The sequence below is a fragment of the Xanthomonas sp. 3307 genome, from assembly GCF_014199735.1.
Classification (GTDB): domain Bacteria; phylum Pseudomonadota; class Gammaproteobacteria; order Xanthomonadales; family Xanthomonadaceae; genus Xanthomonas_A; species Xanthomonas_A rydalmerensis.
In genome coordinates, this window is the sequence record NZ_JACHOG010000002.1 from 495,055 (window position 1) to 514,338 (window position 19,284).

Consider the following 19,284-nt stretch of genomic DNA (forward strand, 5'->3'; position numbering starts at 1 on the left):
ATCGCATGTCCCCTCATGTCGATCGGCGGCTGGAGGAGCGGGCACTGTGCCATACCGGTCGCGATGGCGGCAATGCGAAGCGGCTCACCCCGCCGGTGCGGCGGCACGGCGCAACCCCAGCCACAACGTCGCCGCCAGCACTGCCTCGGTGGCGATCGTCGCCAGCGCTGCGCCATGCGCCCCATAGTGCGGCGTCAGCACCAGGTTGAGCGCCAGGTTGGTCGCGGCCGCCAGGCCGGCGCCAAGCATGTAGCAGCGCTGGCGCTCGAGCGCGATCGCCGTCTGCGTCAGCACGTAGTTCGGCAGCACGAACACGAACGCGGCGAACAGCCAGCCCACCAGCGATCCCGCCGTGGATCGGTACGCCGGCCCGTACAGGAGCCCGACCACCCAACTGCCGAGCGCCGCGCCGGCGATCGCCAGCACGATACCGGCCATCGTCGCCGCGACCAGGGTACGGCGCTGCAGCCGCTGCGCGGCAGCGGGATCGACACGGCTCAGGCGCAGGCGCCGGAAGAACAGCAGCGCCACCGGCGCCGCCAGCAACAGCACGCCATCGAACAGGCGATAGGCCGCGGCATACTGGCCAACCTCGGCGGGCGAGACCACGCGATGCAGGATGACGATGTCGCTGCGCCGGTACAGGCAGGTCGCCAGGTCGATCCACAGGAAGCCGGCCGCGGCGCGATACACCGCGGCCTGCGGCCGCCAGCGCGGCCGATCGTGCAGATCCCGACCCAGCAGCGCGTACGCCAGCAACAGCCCCACGGCCCAGGCCGCGAACACCACCTCGGGACGGGCGCCCAGGAGCAGCACCGCGAGCACGATCGACAGTCCGCTCAGCGCACGCGCGCCGACCTGCCAACGCGCTTCGCGGCGCCAGTGCCCGGCGCCTTTCAGCTGCGCCGAGACCAGTTGCGACAGGGTGACCGCGGCGAAGCACAGCACGGCCCACCCGAGCGCCGGGTCGCCGACACTGCGTGGCAGCAGCAGTGCCACGGCCACCAGCAACAGCGTTGCCAATAGCAGATGCCCGCGTGCCAGGCCCGGCAACGCCTGCGCGTACTCGGCCAGCCCCGGGCTGGGCGCCACGCGCTCGCGCAGCACCAGCGTGCGCATCCCTGCATCCTGGGTCAGCGCCAGCAGCGTCGCCAGGTTGAGCAGGTAGGCGTAACGGCCGAATCCCTCCGGCTGCATGCTGCGCGCCAGCCACACCGACAACCCCAGCGAGACCGCCGCCACGCACAGGATCGCCCCCCATTGCGCGGACAAGGCACCGGCGCCGGCGCGCCAGGCAGGCGTGCGTGGCGCGCTCATCCGCACAGGCCTGTCATGCCGCGCCGGTCCATGCCGCGGCCACCTCGTGCCAGCGTCCCTGCGCGCGCACCCGGCCCTCCTCCAGCACCACCACTTGGTCCGCGCGTTCCAGCATGGCCAGCCGATGGCCGATGACCACCACGGTCAGATCGCCGTGCAGGCGCTCGATCGCGGCGCGGATGCGCGCTTCGTTGTCGTGATCCAGTGCGCTGGTGGCTTCATCCAGGATCAGCAACGCCGGCCGCTGCAACAGCGCACGCGCCAGCGCCAGGCGTTGCCGCTCGCCCCCGGACAGGCGCATGCCACGATCGCCGATCACGGTCTCCCAGCCCTGCGGCAGCGCATGCACGAACTGCGCCGAGGCCTGCTCCAGGGCCAGCTGCAGCGTTGCCGCATCGGCGTGCGGTGCGGCCAGCAGCAGGTTGTTGCGGATGCTGTCGTTGAACAGGAAGGTATCCTGCGACACGTACGCCACCGCGTGCCGCCAGCTGCGGCGCGCGTGCGCATCCAGGGTCACACCGTCGATCTCCAGCGCGCCCCGGTCCGGGCCCAACAGACCGCACAGCACATCGGCCAGCGTGCTCTTGCCCGCGCCGGAGGCGCCGACGATGGCGGTGGTGGTGCGCGCCGGCAAGACCAGCGAGATCTCCTGCAGGGCCGACGCCTCGCGACCGGCATAACGCACCTGCACATCGCGCAGGGCGATCTGCGTCTGGACCTGCCAGTCGATGGCACGCGGCGGCAGCGCCGGCTCGGACCACTCGCGCGCCTGTGCCAGTTGCCGCTCCACTTCCAGGAACGCGGGCACGGTATGCACCCAGTACTGGTGCTGCTGCTGCGCCATTGTGAGCAATGGCAGCAAGCGCGCGAACATCACCACCAGGATCAGCAGCTCGGCCAGCGGCAGGTGCCAGACCTGCAGACCCAGCAGCACATAAGCGGCCAGCAGGAGCGCCGCCGCGCTGTGCAGCAGTGCCTTGGACAGCGCCAGGCCCGACGCGAAGCGCGCCTGCAGGTCGCGCACGGCCGTCGCATCGCGGTTCACGACAGCGCGATAGCGCGCCTCGGCCCCCAGGATCTTGGCCAGGCGCAACCCGGCCAGGCTGTCGTGCATGCCGGCATGCAGGCGCTGCCTGGTCTGGGTCAGCGCGCTGCCCAGCCACAGCACGCGACGGCGGCGGCCGAGCAGCAACAGCAGCAGCGCACCCGCCACGACCGTGGCCAACGCCAGCGTCCCGGCAAGTGCAATGGCCGCGAACAGATAGATGATGGCGGTGGCCAGGGACGCGAGCATGAGCAATGCATGGCCGAGCCCGACCCCGACCCGCTCCACTTCGGTCAGCATCAGGCTGGCATGGTCGCTACTGCGCTGGGCCACCAACCATCGCCATTGCGCCTCCAGCAGTGCGGCGAAGCTGGCCTCGCGCAGGCGCTCGGCCACGTCCTGCTGCAAGCGGGCGGCAGCGTGCTCGCGTGCGTAATGGATGCCATTGCGCAACAGCACCAGCGCGCAGAACAGCGCCAGCAATGGCAGCGGGGCGTCGGACGGCAAGCCGAGCATGCCGACGATTTCGCCGACGGCATGCGCCATCGCACCGCCACTGGTCGCGCCACCGCCTTGCAGTGCGCCGAGCAAGGGCACCAGCAGCAGCACGCCGATGCCCTCGCTGGCGCCGGCCAGCGACATCAGGACGAATACGCCAAGCAGGCGACCACGCGGCGCCCAGCCCAGCAACCGGCGCAAGGCGCGCCAAGCGCTCATTGCCGCGGTTCCGCTGGCACCACGAAACAACCGATCCGGGCGAAACGCTCCACGCCACCGCCGCCGGTGACCCGGACCGGCCCGGCGACCACCCAGGCGTGGGCCTGCAGCGCCGACGTCTCCGGCGCCCGCGCCGCGCCGAAGCACAGCATATGCGGCACCCGGAACAGGCCGAGCAGGCAGCGCGCGCTCAGCGCCTGGGCCAGACAGTTGGATTCCCAGGGCGTATGCCGCGCCGCCAGGCGCAAGGTGCGCCCGATCTGGATGGCGCGGCGCTGCGCCCGTGCATCCAGCACCGGCGCGGGCGGTGGCTCCGCCACCCCGCGTCCCAGCCATGGCGCAAGGCGACGGAAGCCCAGCGCCAGCACCGCGGCACGCGCCGTACCCAGCAGCACCCAGGCCGGCAACAGCAGGCAGCGTTCGAATCGAGGCAGGCGCAGGAAGCCGCTCAGGCCGCCGGGCATGAACGCTCCCGCCGCCGCAGAGGCGCAGTGCGCTGCACGCAGAGCGCCGTCGCACGGACGCCTCGTGCTGTCGGCAGGCGCGAACGCGGAAGCGGCGACACAAGGGACATGGGCGACACCTGCGCAGAGAGGACGACCGCGAAAGCCGGCGCACTCGACGCCGCGGCGGGTTGCCGAGCGGCCATGGCGCAAGCGCGGATGCGCCAGCCTAGCAAATGTGCCCCGTGCCGGGCACGCCGCGCGCCGCATCCGCGGTGCGCGAGGGCGTGCCCTACAGCCGGCTCACGCTGCGGATGCGGATCTCGCTGCTGTCCACGCCGTGGCGTTGCGCCGCCTGCGTGCGCAGGCGGCACAGCAGCCGCTCCGGGTCCAGCGGCGCCGGCTCGGCCCAGGTGTGCGCCAGGGTGCCCCAGGCCACGCGCTGGCCGAAGCTGTAGGCCTCGTAGTCGGCTAGGTAGTGGCGCGCGCGCTCAGGTGCCGACGTGGACATCGCCTTCGTAGCCGTTGCAGCCCAGATGTTCGAGCGCGATCGACAGCGCCAGCGCGTAGCCCTGCGCGCAGTAGCCGCCGACCTGGCCCAGGCGCTGCCCCGAGGCCGCGCACAGGCAGGCTTCGCGGCGATCGCTGGCATCGTCGTGCACTTCCACGTAGGGCCGACGCAGGTGCGCCACCGCATCGGCGGTGACGGCGCTGTCCGAGCACGCGCCCGGATCCAGCAACAGCATCTCCACGCCGGCCTGGTCGGCCTGGGCCAGTGCCTGCAGCAGTTCGCGCTCGCTGGCGCAGCCGCGCACGGCCAGGGTCTTGCCGGCGCGCCCGGCATTGGCCAGCAATTGCCGCATCACCGGCGGGGCGATGCGCGCCGGGCGGCCGCGATGGCCGGCCACGCAGTCCGGGCCACGGAGCAACAGGATCGACATGGCGGCGCCCTCAGTTGGCCAGCGCCGCGCGCGCGCCGAGCCGGCGCTGCGCCACGCCCAGGGCGATGGCGTAGCTGTCGGCGAGCGCACCATTGGCGATCACCGTCAGCAACGGCGCGTGCCGCGGGTGCAGCAGCGGTTCCAGCGCCTGCGCGCTGGCGTCGTGCATCTCGATGTACGGGTGGCCCAGCGCGTCCAATGCCGCGCACAGCTGCGCGCCGTGGTCGGCCAACTGCGACGCCGGCAACTCGCCGGAATCCAGCAGCACCAGTTCGGTGTCGTCGCACGCACCTTGCTGCAGCCGCGCCACGATCTGCGCGGCATCGGCGCAGGCCACCGGCACCACGTGCGCGGCATGGGAAGCGGCCAGACACTGCGCCGCGGCAATGGCCGACGCATCGCGATGCGGGCCCTGGATCAGCAGAATCGACATGGAACACATCCAACGGGAAGGACGGGGCGCAGTCTGCGCGCGCGCCGCGTAAGCGTTCCATGGCGTTGGGGCGCTGTGGGCGTAAAGCTTGCGTAAGGGCGGGGATTGGGGATTCGGGATTGGGGAGTCGCAAAAGCGGATGGCGGCACTGCGCTTCCACCAATCCCGAATCCCCAATCCCTGCTTCTAAGCCAATCCCCAATCCCCAATCCCGACTCCCGGCTTTCCATGCGATCATCCCCCGCTTCCCGCCGCCGCCCGGACTCGCCATGACCCACTCCGCTCTGCGCCGCGATGTCGGCCCGTTCGCCCTGATGCTGACCGGCCTCGGCTCGATCATCGGTTCCGGCTGGCTGTTCGGCGCCTGGCGCGCCGCCGGGCTAGCCGGCCCCGGTGCGGTCTGGGCCTGGGTGCTGGGCGCGGCGATCGTCACCACCATCGCCCTGGCCTATGCCGAGCTGGGCGCGATGTTCCCCGAGTCCGGCGGCATGGTCCGCTACAGCCACTACTCGCACGGCTCGCTGGTCGGCTTCATCGCCGGCTGGGCCAACTGGATCGCGATCGTGTCGGTGATCCCGGTGGAGGCCGAGGCCTCGGTGCAGTACATGGCCTCGTGGCCGTGGCAGTGGGCGCAGGACCTGTACGTGCAGCAGCCCGGCGGCGCCGGCGAGCTGTCGGTGCCCGGCCTGTGCATCGCTGCGGTGCTGGTGCTGGTGTACTTCCTGCTGAACTTCTGGAGCGTGAAGCTGTTCGCGCGCTCCAACAGCCTGATCACCGTGTTCAAGCTGGTGGTGCCGGCGCTGACCGGCATTGCGCTGATCGCCAGCGGCTTCCACCGCGAGAACTTCAGCGTCGGCCTGCACGGCGGCAGCCACACCATCGACTTCGCTGCGGTGCTGACCGCGGTGGCCACCGCCGGCATCGTATTCAGCTTCAACGGCTTCCAGAGCCCGGTGAACCTGGCCGGCGAGGCACGCAATCCCGGGCGCAGCATCCCGTTCGCGGTGCTCGGCTCGATCGCGCTGGCTACGGTGGTCTACGTGCTGTTGCAGGTCGCCTACCTGGGCGCGGTGCCGCCGGATCTGCTGGCCAAGGCCGGCTGGCACGGCATCGACTTCCGCTCGCCGTTCGCGCAGCTGGCGATCATCGTCAACCTGCACTGGCTGGCGATGCTGCTGTACGTGGACGCCTTCATCAGCCCCAGCGGTACCGGCATCACCTACACCGCCACCACCGCACGGATGATCTACGGCATGGAGCGCAACGGCACCATGCCCAAGGTGCTGGGCCGGATCCATCCGACCTGGGGCGTGCCGCGGCCGGCGATGTTCTTCAACCTGCTGGTGTCCTACCTGTTCCTGTTCTTCTTCCGCGGCTGGGGCACGCTGGCGGCGGTGATCTCGGTGGCCACCATCATTTCCTACCTCACCGGCCCGATCAGCGCCATGGCGCTGCGCAAGCACGCGCCGGAGATGCACCGCCCGCTGCGCATCGCCGGCCTGCCGGTGCTGGCCGCGGCGGCCTTCGTGCTGGCCACCGAACTGCTGTACTGGGCGCGCTGGCCGCTGACCGGCGAGATCATCCTGCTGATGCTGGTGGCCCTGCCGGTTTATGCCTACTACCAGCAGCGCGACGGCTGGAAGGATTTCCGCCGACACCTGCGCGGCGCCAGCTGGCTGATCGCCTACCTGCCGACCATCGCCCTGCTGTCGTGGGCCGGCAGCACCACCTTCGGCGGTCACGGCTATCTGTCCTACGGGCCGGACCTGGTGGTGGTCGGCGTGGTCGCGCTGGGCTTCTACTTCTGGGGCGTGCGCGCCGGCTGGCGCACCCCGTCGCTGCAGCAGGCCAGCGCCGGCTGAGCCGCGGCGGCGTCAGCCGCCGCGCAGGAATTGCAACGCGCGCGACAGCAGCACGGCGCCGACGAAACCGGCCAACGCGCACAGGCCCACCGCGACGAGGCCCTGGTGGGACGGGTCGTCGCGTCTGTCGAACAGGGCCAGCGCCGCGGCGACGCACACCGCCGAGGTGCCGGCCCCGATCAGGCCGATGCGCAGATGCGCGCGCCAGCCGCGCAGGCGTGGCCAGGCACGGGCGGCGAACAGCCCGGTCAGCAGCGCCGGCAAGGCGCCGAAGACATAGGAAAACATCGCCATCAGCAGAAGCAGCAGCAGCGGGGCGCTGACGCCGCTGCTCTCCCCCCAGGTCATCGCGATCGCCACCGGCAGCCCGACCACCACGGTCCCGAGCGGCGGGCCGACGAACAGGAAGGTCATGACGACGCCAACGCCGACCAGCCAGCGCGGCAGCGGGTCGTTGCCCGCGTCCATGTCGGCCTGATCGGCAACGTCCGCACGCACGCCCGGCAGCGGGTCCGGAGCCGCCTGCGGGGCAGGCGGCAACGGGTCGTGGCTCACTTGGCGGGCGCGGCTTGGCGCTGCGCGGCTTGGCGCTGCGCGGCGCTGGCGTCGCGCGTGGCGCGGAACTCGGAGTCGCGGCTCCAGTTCGGCCACTGCGTCGAGTTGGCCAGTTCCTCGCCCAGCGTGTACAGCACCTGCATGTCGCGCGCGGCGCCGGCGAAGGTCCAGTTCGGCTGCCATTCGTCGCCGGGCTGGTGGTAGCGCTTGGCCGTGTAGTCGTCCGCGGCGGCCTTGCCGGCCGCGACGCCGCCGTCCACCCAGTCCTGGCCGGCGGCGAAGGACAGCGCCGGCACGCCGCGCTTGGCGAAGGAGAAGTGGTCGGAGCGGAAGAAGTAGCCGGCTTCCGGCTTCGGATCGGGCGTGTAGCGCAGATACCAGCCCTTCGCCACGCGCTTGAGGTCGTCGAGCAGTTCCAGCTTGGCGGTGCCGTAGATGCCGAAATCGCGCGACGGCCCGAACGGGCTCATGCCGTCCATGTTGATCACCGCCACCGTGCGCGCCAGCGGATACAGCGGCTTGGAGGCGTAGTACTCCGAGCCGAGCAGGCCCTTCTCCTCGGCGGTGACCGCCATGAACACCACCGAGCGCTGCGGCGTCGGGCCCTTGGCGAAGGCGCGGGCCAGTTCCAGCAGCGCGGCGACGCCGCTGGCGTTGTCCAGCGCGCCGTTGAAGATGCGGTCGCCCTTGGCGTCGGGCGCGCCCACGCCCAGGTGATCCCAGTGCGCGGTGTAGATGAGGGTGTCGTCCGGCTGGGTCTTGCCGGGCAGCCGCGCGACCACGTTGCGCGAGGTGATCACCTCCGACTTCACCGCGTAGTCGGCGTACAGGCGCTCGCCCTTCAGTTCCACCGGCTTGAAGTCGCGCGATTGCGCCTGCTTCTTCAGCGCATCGAAATCCAGCCCGGCGCGCTTGAACAGGTCCACCGCCAGATCGCGCTGGATCCAGCCTTCCAGCTCCGGGTGCACCGTCTTGGGATCGTCGCGGACCACGTCGAACATGCTGTTGGTGTTGGAGTTGGCGACGGTGGCCCAGCCATAGGAGGCCGGTGCGGTCTCGTGCACGATCAGCACGCCGGCCGCGCCCTGCCGCGCGCCTTCCTCGAACTTGTAGGTCCAGCGGCCGTAGTAGGTCATGCCCTTGCCGTCGAACGCGCCCTTGCCGGTCTCGAAGTCGGGGTCGTTGATCAGCACCACCGCGATCTTGCCCTTCAGGTCCACGCCCTTGAAGTCGTCCCAGCCGCGCTCGGGCGCCTTGACGCCGTAGCCGACGAACACCAGTGGCGCCCCGTCCAGGGTCACCTGGCTGCTGCCGTCGAGCGCGGCGCGCACGGCGATCTGCTGGCCCTGGGTCAGGGCCTGGCGCTGGTCGCCGCTGGCGATCGCCAGGCGCGGGGTGCCGACGATGTCGGCGCGGCGCAGCGGCACCGCCTGGGTCCACAGGCGCTTGCCGTCGCGCAGGTCGCCGCCGGGCTGCAGGCCGGCCGCCTGGAACTGCGCACTCAGATAGGCCACCGTCTTCTCCTCGCCCGCCGAGCCCGGGGCGCGGCCCTCGTAGGCGTCGGAGGCCAGGGTCTTCACGTCGGTGGACAGGCGCTTGGTGTCGAAGGTCGGTGCGGGCGGCGGTGCCGCCAGGCAGGCGCCGGACAGCGCCAGGGCCAGCAGGCTCAGGATCGGTCGTTTCACTTGGTTCCCCTCGGCAGACACAAAGAAGGGCGAGTGTAGCGGCGCCCCTACCGGGTCGTGGTGGGTCGAACGACCGCCATACGTGCGCTGTCGCAAAAATTTATTGTGATAAACCACTCAAATATGAAGCTGAACATGCTCTAATGCCGCGCTCGCGCACCGCGGGGTCCGCGCCAATCCGGTGGCCCATGCCGATCCGCGCGCCCGCCCTGGCTTCCACCCGAGCCCGGCGTGAGAACCGTCACTCCCCACCTCACCCGGGCCGCTCCGACTGCGGGCCGGCTCGCTTCCGGAGACCTGCAGAGATGTCGATGTCCCCCCTCACCCGCATCACCCGTTGCGTGCTGGCCGCCGCGCTGCTGGCCGCCAGCGGTTCGGCCTGGAGTTACGCGATCAGCAAAGGCACGGTGGTGGACGACCGCGGCAACGCGGTGCAGCTGCGCGGCGTCAACTGGTTCGGCTTCGAAGGCAGCGCGCACACCGTGCACGGCCTGTGGGCGCGCAACTGGAAGGACATGATCACGCAGATGCAGGGCCTGGGCTTCAATGCCGTGCGCCTGCCGTTCTGCCCGCAGACCCTGCGCGGCGTGGCGCCGACCAGCATCGACTACGGCCGCAATCCGGACCTGCAGGGTCTGAACTCGCTGCAGGTGCTGGACAAGGTCATCAACGAACTCAGCAGCCGCGGCATGTACGTGCTGCTGGACCACCACTCGCCCGATTGCCAGGGCATCTCCGAACTCTGGTACACCGACTCCTACAGCGAGCAGCAGTGGCTCAGCGACCTGAGCTTCGTGGCCAAGCGCTACGCGTCGGTGCCGGGCGTGATCGGCATCGACCTGAAGAACGAGCCGAATGGCCGCAACACCTGGGGCACCGGCAACCTCAAGACCGACTGGAACAAGGCGGTCGAGCGCGCCTCGGCGGCGGTGCTGAAGGTGGCGCCGAAGTGGCTGATCGTGGTCGAGGGCATCACCGACAACCCGACCTGCTCCAGCAGCGACGGCTACTGGTGGGGCGGCAACCTGGAACCGCTGACCTGCACCAAGCTCAACGTGCCGGCCAACCGCCTGCTGCTGTCCCCGCACGTGTACGGCCCCGACGTGAACTGGCAGCCCTACTTCGGCGACGGCAGCTTCCCGGCCAACATGCCGGCGATCTGGGAGCGCCAGTTCGGCCAGCTGACCCAGCGCGGCTACGCCATGATGATCGGCGAATTCGGCGGCAACGAAGGCCGCAACCAGGCGCAGGATCCGGTCCTGCAGAAGGCGCTGATCGACTACCTGATCAAGAAGAACATCCGCAGCGGCTTCTACTGGGCGTGGAACCCCAACAGCCGCGACACCGGCGGCGTGCTCGACGACGACTGGACCACCGTGCGCAGCGAGAAGATGGTCGGGCTGAAGCGGCTGTGGGGCGATGCCAGCGGCACCACGCCGACGCCGACGCCCACTCCGACCCCGACGCCCACCCCGGAGCCGACCCCGACCCCGACCCCCACGCCGACCCCGGGCAGCGCCAGCTTCAGCACCAAGGTCATCGTCGACAGCGACTGGAACGCCGGCTACTGCGAACGCGTGCAGGTGACCAACAGTGGCAGCGCCACCGGCAACTGGGCGGTCACCCTGTCCATCAGTGGCACCGTCAACAACCTGTGGAACGCCACCTGGACGCAGTCGGGCACCACCCTCAGCGCCAGCGGCGTGGACTGGAACAAGACCCTGGCCCCCGGCGCCACCGCCGAGTTCGGGTTCTGCGCCGCCCGCTGAAAGCGGCGCCATCGCTCCGCGCAGCGCGCGGGGCCCACCCTCAACGGCAGCGTCCCACGACGCTGCCGTTGGCGTTTTCACCAGGCGGCTGCGCGCCCGTGGACATCACCACAGCAGCTGCGCGCAATCCGTGGACAAGCCCGTCTTCTGCAACGGCAGTCACGGCCGCCACGGCGGACAATGCCGATCATCGCCGCCAAGCATCCGCCCCCCTTTGGCCGGCGCGCTCCGCACCGGCCGCCCTCGGAGCACCGCGATGAAACGGTCCCTGCATTCCCGCCTCACCCGCTGCCTGCTGGCCGCGGCGCTCGTGGTCGCCAGCGGCTCGGCCTGGAGCTATGCCATCCAGCAAGGCAAGGTGGTGGACGACGCCGGCAACGCCGTGCAGTTGCGCGGCGTCAACTGGTTCGGTTTCGAGACCTCGCAGCACACCGTGCACGGCCTGTGGGCGCGCAACTGGAAGGACATGATCACGCAGATGCAGGGCCTGGGCTTCAACGCCGTGCGCCTGCCGTTCTGCCCGCAGACGCTGCAGGCGGTATCGCCCGGCAGCATCGACTACAGCCGCAATCCGGACCTGCAGGGCCTGAACTCGCTGCAGCTGCTCGACAAGGTGATCAACGAACTCAGCAGCCGCGGCATGTACGTGCTGCTCGACCACCACACCCCGGACTGCAACGCGATCTCCGAACTCTGGTACACCGGCAGCTACAGCGAGCAGCAATGGCTGAATGATCTGAGCTTCGTCGCCAAGCGCTACGCGTCGGTGCCGGGGGTGATCGGCCTGGACCTGAAGAACGAGCCGCACGGCGCCGCCACCTGGGGCAGCGGCAATGCCGCCACCGACTGGAACAAGGCCGCCGAACGCGCGTCGGCGGTGGTGCTGAACGCGGCGCCGAACTGGCTGATCGTGGTCGAAGGCATTTCCAACACGTCCACCTGCTCCAGCGACACCGCGCACTTCTGGGGCGAGAACCTGGAACCGCTGGCCTGCACCCCGCTGGCCATCCCGGCCAACCGCCTGCTGCTCGCCCCGCACGTGTACGGACCGGACGTCTACATGCAGCCGTACTTCAGCGCGTCCAACTTCCCGGCCAACATGCCGGCGATCTGGGAGCAGCACTTCGGCCAGTTCGCCCAGGCCGGCCACGCACTGCTGCTGGGCGAGTTCGGCGGCAAGTACGGCCAGGGCAACCCGCTGGACGTGCAGTGGCAGAATGCGCTGGTCGACTACCTGATCGGCAAGGGCCTCCACAGCGGCTTCTACTGGTCGTGGAACCCGAACAGCGGCGACACCGGCGGCATCCTCAACGACGACTGGAGCACGGTGCGCACCGACAAGGTGACCCTGCTGAAGAAGCTGTGGGACGGCGCCGGCAGCAGCACTGGCGGTGGCGGCGGCAACGGCGGTGGCAATGGCGGCGGAACGCCCACGCCGCCGCCGTCCGGCAGCAGCTTCAGCACCAGGGTGCTGGTCGACAGCGACTGGAACGCCGGCTACTGCAACCGCGTGCAGGTGACCAACACCGGCGGCAGCAGCGGCGACTGGACCGCCACCCTGTCGATCAGCGGCACCGTCAACAACCTGTGGAACGCCAGCTGGACGCAATCGGGCACCACCCTCAGCGCCAGCGGCGTGGACTGGAACAAGACCCTGGCCCCGGGCGCCACTGCCGAGTTCGGCTTCTGCGCCGCGCGCTGAGCGCGCCGTTGCGTCGCTGACGCCGCGCGCGCGGCCCTTCCCCGGGAGAGCCGCGCGCGATGGCCGCCGCCCACGCGGCGCCGCGCGCTGTGCCATCAGTCACGTTCCCGCGGCCGCCGCTGCGCCTCTATGCTGGCGCACTGTCCACACTCAGGCCCGGCCCATGCTCCGACCCTTGTCGCTGTTGATCTCCAGCATCCTCACCCTCGGCACCGGCGCCGCCCTGGTGGCCGCGCCGTCGGCCCTGGCCGCGGCCACGCCGGCCCAGGCGACCGCGCCGGAGATCGCCTACACCCGCTTCACCCTGCCCAACGGCCTGACCGTGGTGGTGCACGAGGACCACAAGGCGCCGGTGGTGGCGGTGAGCATCTGGTACCACATCGGCTCGGGCGACGAGCCGGCCGGCAAGACCGGCTTCGCGCACCTGTTCGAGCACCTGATGTTCTCCGGCTCGGAGAACCACAAGGGCACCTACTTCCAGCCGTTCGAGAAAGTCGGCGCCACCGACATGAACGGCACCACCTGGTTCGACCGCACCAACTACTTCGAGACCGTGCCGACCACCGCGCTGGACACCGCGTTGTGGATGGAGTCGGACCGCATGGGCCACCTGCTCGGCGCGATCGGCCAGAAGGAACTGGACACCCAGCGCGGCGTGGTCCAGAACGAGAAGCGCCAGGGCCAGAACCGCCCCTACGGCCGCGTCGACGAGAACATCCTGGCCAACATCTTCCCGGCCAACCACCCCTACCAGCACGACACCATCGGCTCGATGGCCGACCTCGACGCGGCCTCGCTGGACGACGTCAAGCAGTGGTTCCACGACAACTACGGCGCCGCCAACACCACCCTGGTGCTGGCCGGCGACATCACCGTGGCGCAGGCCAAGGCCAAGGCCGAGCAGTACTTCGGCGACATCCCCGCCGGCCGGCCGGTGCCGCGCCAGCAGCCGTGGATCACCCCGCTGTCCAAGCAGACCCGCGGCGTGCAGCACGACCACGTCGCGCAGCCGCGCATCTACCGCACCTGGGTCGCGCCGCAGTTGGGCACCGACGATGCGGTGCTGCTGGACCTGGCCACCACCGTGCTCGGCGGCGGCAAGACCAGCCGCCTGTACCAGCGCCTGGTCTACCGCGACAAGCTGGCCGACGACGTCTCCGCCGGCCTGCAGTCGTTCGCGCTGGCCAGCCAGCTGCAGATCACCGCCGACGTGAAGGAAGGCGTGGACCCGGCCAAGGTCGAGGCCGCCATCGCCGACGAACTGCAGAAGTTCCTGGCCGAAGGCCCCACCGCCGACGAACTGCAGCGCGCCCAGGTCGGCTACCGCGCCGGCTTCGTGCGCGGCCTGGAGAAGGTCGGCGGCTTCGGCGGCAAGGCCACGGTGCTGGCCGAGGGCCAGGTCTACCGCAACGATCCCGGCGCCTACAAGAAGGACCTGGAACGCGCGCAGGCGGCCACCGTCGCCAGCGTGCGCAAGGCCGCCGACACCTGGTTCGGCAAGGGCGACTACCTGCTGACCGTGCTGCCGGCGCCGGAAGGCTTCGATCCAGCAGCCGAGGACAAGGCGGTCAAGCCGCTGGCCGCGGCACCGGGCAAGCCCGCGCCGAAGGTGCCGGCCAAGGGTAACTACAGCGTCGGCAAGTCGCAGGTGGACCGCGCTGCCGGCGTGCCGGAGACCAGCCAGTTCCCGAGCCTGAGCTTCCCGCAGCTGCAGCGCGGCAAGCTCAAGAACGGCATCGAGGTGGTGCTGGCCGAGCGTCACACCATCCCGGTCACGCAGATCCAGTTGCTGTTCGATGCCGGTTACGCGACCGACCGCGGCGGCAAGCTCGGCACCGCCAACTTCACCGCGGCGCTGATGAACGAGAGCACCCGCAACCTGGATTCGGTGGACGTGGCGCAGCGTCGCCAGCGCCTGGGCGCGATGACCAGCGTGTCCTGCGAACTGGACAGCTGCGACGCCTCGCTCAACGCACTCAACGACCAGCTGGCGCCGTCGCTGGACCTGTTCGCCGACATCGTGCGCAACCCGGCGTTCAAGGCCGACGACATCGAGCGCATCCGCGGCCAGTGGCTGGCCTCGATCGCGCAGGAGAAGACCCAGCCGCAGGGCCTGGCGCTGCGCACCCTGCCGCCGCTGCTTTACGGCCCCAGCCATCCGTACGGCGTGCCGCTCACCGGTACCGGCACCGAGGCGGCGATCAAGAGCCTCACCGCGGGCGACCTGAGCGCGTTCCAGAACAACTGGCTGCGTCGGGACAACGTGCGCATCCTGGTCGCCGGCGACACCACCCTGGCCAAGATCATCCCGCAGCTGGATGCCGCCTTCGGCGACTGGCAGGCTCCGTCCGGCAAGCGCCCGACCAAGAGCCTGCCGCAGGTGGCCGCGCAGCCCAAGCCACGCGTGTTCCTGATCAACCGCGACGACGCCCCGCAGTCGCTGATCCTGGCCGGCCTGCTGGCGCCCTCGACCAAGGCGCCGAACAACCTGGCGATCGGCGTGGCCAACGGCGCCTTCGGCGGCACCTTCACTTCGCGGCTGAACATGAACCTGCGCGAGGACAAGCGCTGGGCCTACGGCGCCAACAGCTTCATGATCGACGCGATCGGCCAGCGCCCGTTCCTGTTCTTCGCCCCTGTGCAGACCGACAAGACCGCCGAATCGGCCGCCGAGATCCTCAAGGAAGCCAAGGCCGTGGTCGGCGACAAGCCGCTGACCGCCGCCGAGATCGCCAAGATCAAGGAACAGCGCGTGCGCGCCCTGCCGGGCAGCTTCGAGACCACCGGTGCGGTGCTCAGCGCGATGGAAGGCATCGTCCAGTACGGCCGCCCGGACGACTACGTGCAGACGCTGAAGACGCGCCTGGAAGCGGTCGACCAGCCGGCAGCGGAAGCGGCGATCAAGGAGATCGTGGCGCCGCAGGCGATGACCTGGGTCATCGTCGGCGACCTCAAGCAGATCGAAGCGCCGGTGCGCGCGCTGAAGCTGGGCGAGGTGCAGGTGCTCGACAGCGACGGCCAGCCGGTCAAGGCGAAGACCACGGCGGCCGCCAAGCAGTAAGGCAATACGCGCATGGCCGGAAGATCCCGGCCATGCGTCGCAAGGCGGCGTGCGGACGGATCGCCCGCGGCGCCGAAACGCCTTGGCGTGGCGACGCGCGCAGTGGTGCATATGCTGCCCGATCCCCAGTCCCGCGTTGGAGGCACGCGCACAAGCGCGCTGCCGATCGCAGCCAGTGTTGCGCGCTGCACGCATCGGTCGCTCGACATTCAAGCGGTGCAAGGTCGGAACGACGTCTGCGGGCCGGTCCTTGCGGTTTCCGGGAAAGCCGGCTGACCAAACACCCTTCGAAAAGTAGACTCGTCTCCTGGGCACTGCTGCCGATCGGGGATCACGATGCTTGAAAACACACTCTCGGATGGCGAAGCGGCCGTCACCCCAGCGGACCTGGATCACCTGGAATCGGTGATTGGCAGGAAGCTGCCGACTCCCTTCCGGGAGCATTACCTCAAGTACAACGGCGGCATGCCTGAGCGAGCGTATTGGGTCGGCGAAGAGGACTATGAGCCGATCGAGGTCGCCACGTTCAAACCGATTGCGCATTGCGACTACACGCTGCTGTCCACCTACCGGTTGATGCTGCAGAAACAGGTTCTGCCCGCACGCCTGCTGCCGTTCGCGAACGATTGCGGCGGCAACTTCTTTTGCCTGGATCTGGACACGGGAGCCGTCAGCTATTTCACCACCGACACCTTCGACAGCGAGCTCAGCCCCGAACAGAACCAGGCCCACGCCGAAAGGCCGCTCTGCCCGGATTTCCTCCAGTTCGTCCAGGGACTGGTCGACGAGGAGGATGCGGACGACGCATGAACCTGCCGGCAGGCGGGTATGGCCGGCAATCTCGTTCACGGCGCTTGGCCGCAGCGCTTGATATCCCAGAGACCCGTCCCGCCTGCCATCGCCGATGCCGACCGCCTCGCCACGCCGCACCGATGCCGCGCCCCGCATCCGCATCGGCTGCGCCGGCTGGTCGATCGCCAGCACGCAGCGCGCGCTGGTCGGCGACGGCGCCAGCCAGTTGGCGCGCTATGCCACGCGCTTCGATGCGGTCGAGATCAATTCCTCGTTCTACCGCCCGCACCGCCCCGTCACTTACCAGCGCTGGGCCGACAGCGTGCCGGCGGATTTCCGTTTTTCGGCCAAGCTGCCGCGCACGATCACCCATGACGCGCGTCTGTACCGCGTCGCGCCGCTGCTGCAGACCTTCCTCGGCGAGATCGGCCACCTCGGCGACAAGCTCGGCTGCCTGCTGGTGCAGCTGCCGCCGAGCCTGGCCTTCGACGCGCGCACCGCCGCCACCTTCTTCGCCATGCTGCGGCGCCGCTGGCACGGCGGCATCGCCTGCGAGCCGCGCCACGCCAGCTGGTTCGGCGCGCGCGCCGAGGCGCTGTGGCAGCGCCACAGGATCGCGCGCGTGGCCGCCGATCCGGCCCTGAACGCCGATGCCGCGCAGCCGGCGGGCACCGCGGCGCCGGCCTATTGGCGCTGGCACGGCGCGCCACGCATCTACTACAGCGACTACGCCGACGACGCGCTGCGCCGGCTGGCCGACCACGTCGTCGCCACCACGCCGCACACCGGCGAAGCCTGGGTGATCTTCGACAACACCGCGCTCGGCCACGCCCTCGACAACGCCGCCACGCTGCAGGCGCAACTGCGCGCGCTCGGCGTCGGCGCCGCCGGCTGATCACCACGTCCCGGCGAGTACGGCGATACGCGGGACAGGCCCCGCTCCTGCGATGAAACCAGCCCCTGGTTCACCGCCCTCGTAGAAGCAGCTTCAGCCGCGACCTCACGAGCGTGTCGATGTCACGTTTCGCTTGGCATGCTCATCCGCACGAAAAGACAGGCCGCGCCCAGGCACGGCCTGCTTCAGGATCGTCGCGGGACCGCTTCAGCATGCATGCGCCGGCGGTAACCACCGCGCTGCCCAATCGCCTCGCTCAATGAAAGCTCACCGTGCCAACGTCTTCGCCGTCGCCCCAGCGCGTGCAGGCACCGGTCCCTTCGATCCAGACCGGCTTCCCCGCCATGTAGGCGGACAGCAGCATCGCCAGCTGTGCCTTTCCGGTATCGGAGGTCTCGTCCTTGATCATGTAGTACGTGGTGTTCGCCGCGCAGGTCGGACGCTGCGTCGGTGTGCCGTTGATCACCACGTAGTGCACGCCGTCCGTCGCACGGACCGACAGGTCCTTGATGGTGCCGGTCACGCTGCTGGCAGACGCAGCGCCAGGCAACAGCGATAGTGCGAGCAGGAAGGCGACGCAGGTGCGGAAACGGCGCGTGTCGGGTAGAGCCATGGGAATCGTCCTTGCGAAGTGGCGGCGCACTCCCTTGCAGAAGGAGTACAGGCGGACCATGCGGCAGCCACCGTGCAAACCGGCATCGCAGATCGCCGCATGCGTGATGCGCCCTGGGCTACCGGAATGGCAGAGCGAAACGCGGCGCATCCTATCACGGCGATTTGACCTTCCTTTGCACCATGCACGACCGCCAGCGACGCTGGTCAGTCATGCGCGGCAAAAGACTCGAGCGTGCACCGCGTCACGCTTGTGGGCTTGTCCACGCGACGTCGCCACGCCCTGCGGTATGGTGCTGCGCCTCGCGATCCGCGCCAGACCCGATGCCGCCAAATGACCGATGAAGCCCAGCGCCAGCGTGTCCTCGACAGCTACCGCATCGTCGACAGCCTGCCCGAGGCCGCCTACCAGGACATCGTGCAGATCGCCGCCGCGCTGTGCGATACGCCGATCGCGCTGCTGTCGCTGCTGGACCGCGACCGGCAATGGTTCAAGGCACGGATGGGCCTGGAGGTGCCGCAGACCGAGCGCAGCCAAGCGGTGTGCGATCACGCGATCCGTGAGCCCGAGCAGTTGCTGGAAGTGCCCGACCTCGCCGACGACCCGCGTTTCGCCGACATCGCGGTGGTCCGCGGCGACACCGGCGCGCGCTTCTACGCCGGCATGCCGCTGGTGACCGATGAGGGCATCGCCCTGGGCACGGTCTGCGTGCTCGACACCGCGCCACGCCAGCTCACCGACGCCCAGCGCGACGGCCTGCGTGCGCTGGCGCGCACCACCATGCGCCTGCTCGACGAACGCCGCCGTACCCTGCAACGCGAACGCGAGGCGCTCCTGCAACCGCATTCGGCCGATGCCCACGGCGCCGCCACCGATGGCCGCTACCGGGTGGTGATCCTGGAAGTGCAGGAACTGGCCGCGCTGGCCGAGCGGCAGAGCGAACGCCTGCTGGGCAGCAGCCTGCAGCAGCTCGACCGCACCCTGGCCAGCTACGTGCACGACGGCGGCGCCGACACGGTGGACCGCGCCACCGAGCACGCCGAGTTCATCGTCATGCTGCATGGCGCCGATGCCGAACAGAAGCTGCGCGGCCTGCGCGAGATCGCCGCGCGGCAGCAGGCGCTGGGGCTGACCGTCCTGGTCGGCGACGCCCAGGCCACGCGGGCGGACGAGCCGATCGGGCTGGTGTTCCTGCGCGCCGAAGCCGCGCTCAGCGCCGAGAAGGACCGCCTGCGGCCGCAGACGCCCTGACCTGCACGGCGGACGCCGACCCGCCGGCGTCGGCGCGCCCTGAACGACCTGCCCGCCCCACCGAGCGGGCACTGCGCCACCCTTTGGCCAAACAACACGCCCCCGGCTGTCCCGGCGACGAGCCACCTGACCGCAGCGGCGGCCCCGTTCTTGCATCTCCCCAGGCGTTGCGGTCCCTCACCGGTGCGAGCCGGACGGCGCGC

The 19,284-nt window shown here is 70.1% G+C and carries 16 protein-coding genes; 7 read left to right on the top strand and 9 right to left on the bottom strand.

Features of this window, described 5'->3' with window-relative positions; all coding sequences use genetic code 11:
• Window positions 1–84: 84 nt before the first annotated feature.
• From GGR64_RS07040 to GGR64_RS07065, 6 genes are all read right to left on the bottom strand, one after another.
• On the bottom strand, window positions 85–1,317 hold the full coding sequence (locus GGR64_RS07040; protein ID WP_184644805.1) for a polysaccharide biosynthesis C-terminal domain-containing protein: 1,233 nt from the start codon (window positions 1,315–1,317) through the stop codon (window positions 85–87).
• Between the two features lie 13 nt (window positions 1,318–1,330).
• Window positions 1,331–3,079: an ABC transporter ATP-binding protein gene (locus GGR64_RS07045; RefSeq protein WP_184644807.1), complete on the bottom strand. Its 1,749-nt coding sequence runs from the start codon at window positions 3,077–3,079 to the stop codon at window positions 1,331–1,333.
• Window positions 3,076–3,543, bottom strand: a complete 468-nt coding sequence (locus GGR64_RS07050) for a lasso peptide biosynthesis B2 protein (protein ID WP_184644809.1) — start codon at window positions 3,541–3,543, stop codon at window positions 3,076–3,078. The genes GGR64_RS07045 and GGR64_RS07050 overlap by 4 nt, the downstream gene beginning before the upstream one ends.
• A gap of 271 nt (window positions 3,544–3,814) precedes the next feature.
• Entirely contained in the window at window positions 3,815–4,033 is a 219-nt protein-coding gene (locus GGR64_RS07055; RefSeq protein ID WP_184644811.1) for a hypothetical protein, read from the bottom strand.
• The gene (locus GGR64_RS07060) at window positions 4,014–4,463 is read right to left on the bottom strand and encodes a type II 3-dehydroquinate dehydratase (RefSeq protein ID WP_160959607.1); all 450 of its coding nucleotides are present in this window, start codon (window positions 4,461–4,463) and stop codon (window positions 4,014–4,016) included. The genes GGR64_RS07055 and GGR64_RS07060 overlap by 20 nt, the downstream gene beginning before the upstream one ends.
• Window positions 4,464–4,473: 10 nt before the next feature.
• On the bottom strand, window positions 4,474–4,896 hold the full coding sequence (locus tag GGR64_RS07065) for a hypothetical protein (RefSeq protein WP_160968220.1): 423 nt from the start codon (window positions 4,894–4,896) through the stop codon (window positions 4,474–4,476).
• A 269-nt stretch (window positions 4,897–5,165) separates the two neighbouring features.
• Between GGR64_RS07065 and GGR64_RS07070 the strand changes: the two genes are divergently transcribed.
• Window positions 5,166–6,758, top strand: a complete 1,593-nt coding sequence (locus tag GGR64_RS07070) for an APC family permease (RefSeq protein ID WP_184644813.1) — start codon at window positions 5,166–5,168, stop codon at window positions 6,756–6,758.
• Window positions 6,759–6,770: 12 nt separating this feature from the next.
• Here GGR64_RS07070 and GGR64_RS07075 read toward each other — a convergent pair whose 3' ends face one another.
• Entirely contained in the window at window positions 6,771–7,313 is a 543-nt protein-coding gene (locus tag GGR64_RS07075; RefSeq protein WP_326520311.1) for a hypothetical protein, read from the bottom strand.
• Window positions 7,310–8,998 carry a M28 family metallopeptidase gene (locus GGR64_RS07080; protein WP_184644815.1) on the bottom strand — a complete coding sequence of 563 codons (1,689 nt, stop codon included), beginning with the start codon at window positions 8,996–8,998 and terminating at the stop codon, window positions 7,310–7,312. The genes GGR64_RS07075 and GGR64_RS07080 overlap by 4 nt, the downstream gene beginning before the upstream one ends.
• 305 nt (window positions 8,999–9,303) lie before the next feature.
• Between GGR64_RS07080 and GGR64_RS07085 the strand changes: the two genes are divergently transcribed.
• The 5 genes from GGR64_RS07085 (at window position 9,304) to GGR64_RS07105 (ending at window position 17,217) form a co-directional block, all read left to right on the top strand.
• The gene (locus GGR64_RS07085; RefSeq protein WP_184644817.1) at window positions 9,304–10,767 is read left to right on the top strand and encodes a glycoside hydrolase family 5 protein; all 1,464 of its coding nucleotides are present in this window, start codon (window positions 9,304–9,306) and stop codon (window positions 10,765–10,767) included.
• 256 nt (window positions 10,768–11,023) lie between these two features.
• Window positions 11,024–12,469 (top strand): glycoside hydrolase family 5 protein, encoded by a 1,446-nt coding sequence (locus tag GGR64_RS07090; protein ID WP_184644819.1) that lies wholly within the window; start codon window positions 11,024–11,026, stop codon window positions 12,467–12,469.
• A 163-nt stretch (window positions 12,470–12,632) separates the two neighbouring features.
• Entirely contained in the window at window positions 12,633–15,530 is a 2,898-nt protein-coding gene (locus GGR64_RS07095; RefSeq protein WP_184644821.1) for a pitrilysin family protein, read from the top strand.
• A gap of 336 nt (window positions 15,531–15,866) precedes the next feature.
• Window positions 15,867–16,340 carry an SMI1/KNR4 family protein gene (locus GGR64_RS07100; RefSeq protein ID WP_184644823.1) on the top strand — a complete coding sequence of 158 codons (474 nt, stop codon included), beginning with the start codon at window positions 15,867–15,869 and terminating at the stop codon, window positions 16,338–16,340.
• Window positions 16,341–16,434: 94 nt separating this feature from the next.
• Complete coding sequence (locus tag GGR64_RS07105) at window positions 16,435–17,217, top strand: DUF72 domain-containing protein (RefSeq protein WP_184644825.1); 783 nt, start codon at window positions 16,435–16,437, stop codon at window positions 17,215–17,217.
• Window positions 17,218–17,473: 256 nt separating this feature from the next.
• On the opposite strand, the gene GGR64_RS07110 is transcribed toward GGR64_RS07105, so the two are convergent.
• Window positions 17,474–17,830 carry a hypothetical protein gene (locus GGR64_RS07110; RefSeq protein WP_260302938.1) on the bottom strand — a complete coding sequence of 119 codons (357 nt, stop codon included), beginning with the start codon at window positions 17,828–17,830 and terminating at the stop codon, window positions 17,474–17,476.
• Window positions 17,831–18,163: 333 nt separating this feature from the next.
• Here GGR64_RS07110 and GGR64_RS07115 point away from each other — a divergent pair, with 333 nt between their 5' ends.
• Window positions 18,164–19,081, top strand: a complete 918-nt coding sequence (locus GGR64_RS07115; protein WP_184644827.1) for a GAF domain-containing protein — start codon at window positions 18,164–18,166, stop codon at window positions 19,079–19,081.
• The last annotated feature ends 203 nt before the right edge of the window (window positions 19,082–19,284 follow it).

What these genes read in the sequence shown, in the direction of transcription:
- GGR64_RS07100 (WP_184644823.1), top strand. Translation starts at nt 15,867, where the DNA reads ATGCTTGAAAACACACTCTCGGATGGCGAAGCGGCCGTCACCCCAGCG.
- GGR64_RS07105 (WP_184644825.1), top strand. Translation starts at nt 16,435, where the DNA reads ATGCCGACCGCCTCGCCACGCCGCACCGATGCCGCGCCCCGCATCCGC.
- GGR64_RS07070 (WP_184644813.1), top strand. Translation starts at nt 5,166, where the DNA reads ATGACCCACTCCGCTCTGCGCCGCGATGTCGGCCCGTTCGCCCTGATG.
- GGR64_RS07055 (WP_184644811.1), bottom strand. Translation starts at nt 4,033, where the DNA reads ATGTCCACGTCGGCACCTGAGCGCGCGCGCCACTACCTAGCCGACTAC.
- GGR64_RS07040 (WP_184644805.1), bottom strand. Translation starts at nt 1,317, where the DNA reads ATGAGCGCGCCACGCACGCCTGCCTGGCGCGCCGGCGCCGGTGCCTTG.
- GGR64_RS07045 (WP_184644807.1), bottom strand. Translation starts at nt 3,079, where the DNA reads ATGAGCGCTTGGCGCGCCTTGCGCCGGTTGCTGGGCTGGGCGCCGCGT.
- GGR64_RS07065 (WP_160968220.1), bottom strand. Translation starts at nt 4,896, where the DNA reads ATGTCGATTCTGCTGATCCAGGGCCCGCATCGCGATGCGTCGGCCATT.
- GGR64_RS07090 (WP_184644819.1), top strand. Translation starts at nt 11,024, where the DNA reads ATGAAACGGTCCCTGCATTCCCGCCTCACCCGCTGCCTGCTGGCCGCG.
- GGR64_RS07050 (WP_184644809.1), bottom strand. Translation starts at nt 3,543, where the DNA reads ATGCCCGGCGGCCTGAGCGGCTTCCTGCGCCTGCCTCGATTCGAACGC.
- GGR64_RS07110 (WP_260302938.1), bottom strand. Translation starts at nt 17,830, where the DNA reads ATGGCTCTACCCGACACGCGCCGTTTCCGCACCTGCGTCGCCTTCCTG.
- GGR64_RS07060 (WP_160959607.1), bottom strand. Translation starts at nt 4,463, where the DNA reads ATGTCGATCCTGTTGCTCCGTGGCCCGGACTGCGTGGCCGGCCATCGC.
- GGR64_RS07115 (WP_184644827.1), top strand. Translation starts at nt 18,164, where the DNA reads ATGACCGATGAAGCCCAGCGCCAGCGTGTCCTCGACAGCTACCGCATC.
- GGR64_RS07085 (WP_184644817.1), top strand. Translation starts at nt 9,304, where the DNA reads ATGTCGATGTCCCCCCTCACCCGCATCACCCGTTGCGTGCTGGCCGCC.
- GGR64_RS07095 (WP_184644821.1), top strand. Translation starts at nt 12,633, where the DNA reads ATGCTCCGACCCTTGTCGCTGTTGATCTCCAGCATCCTCACCCTCGGC.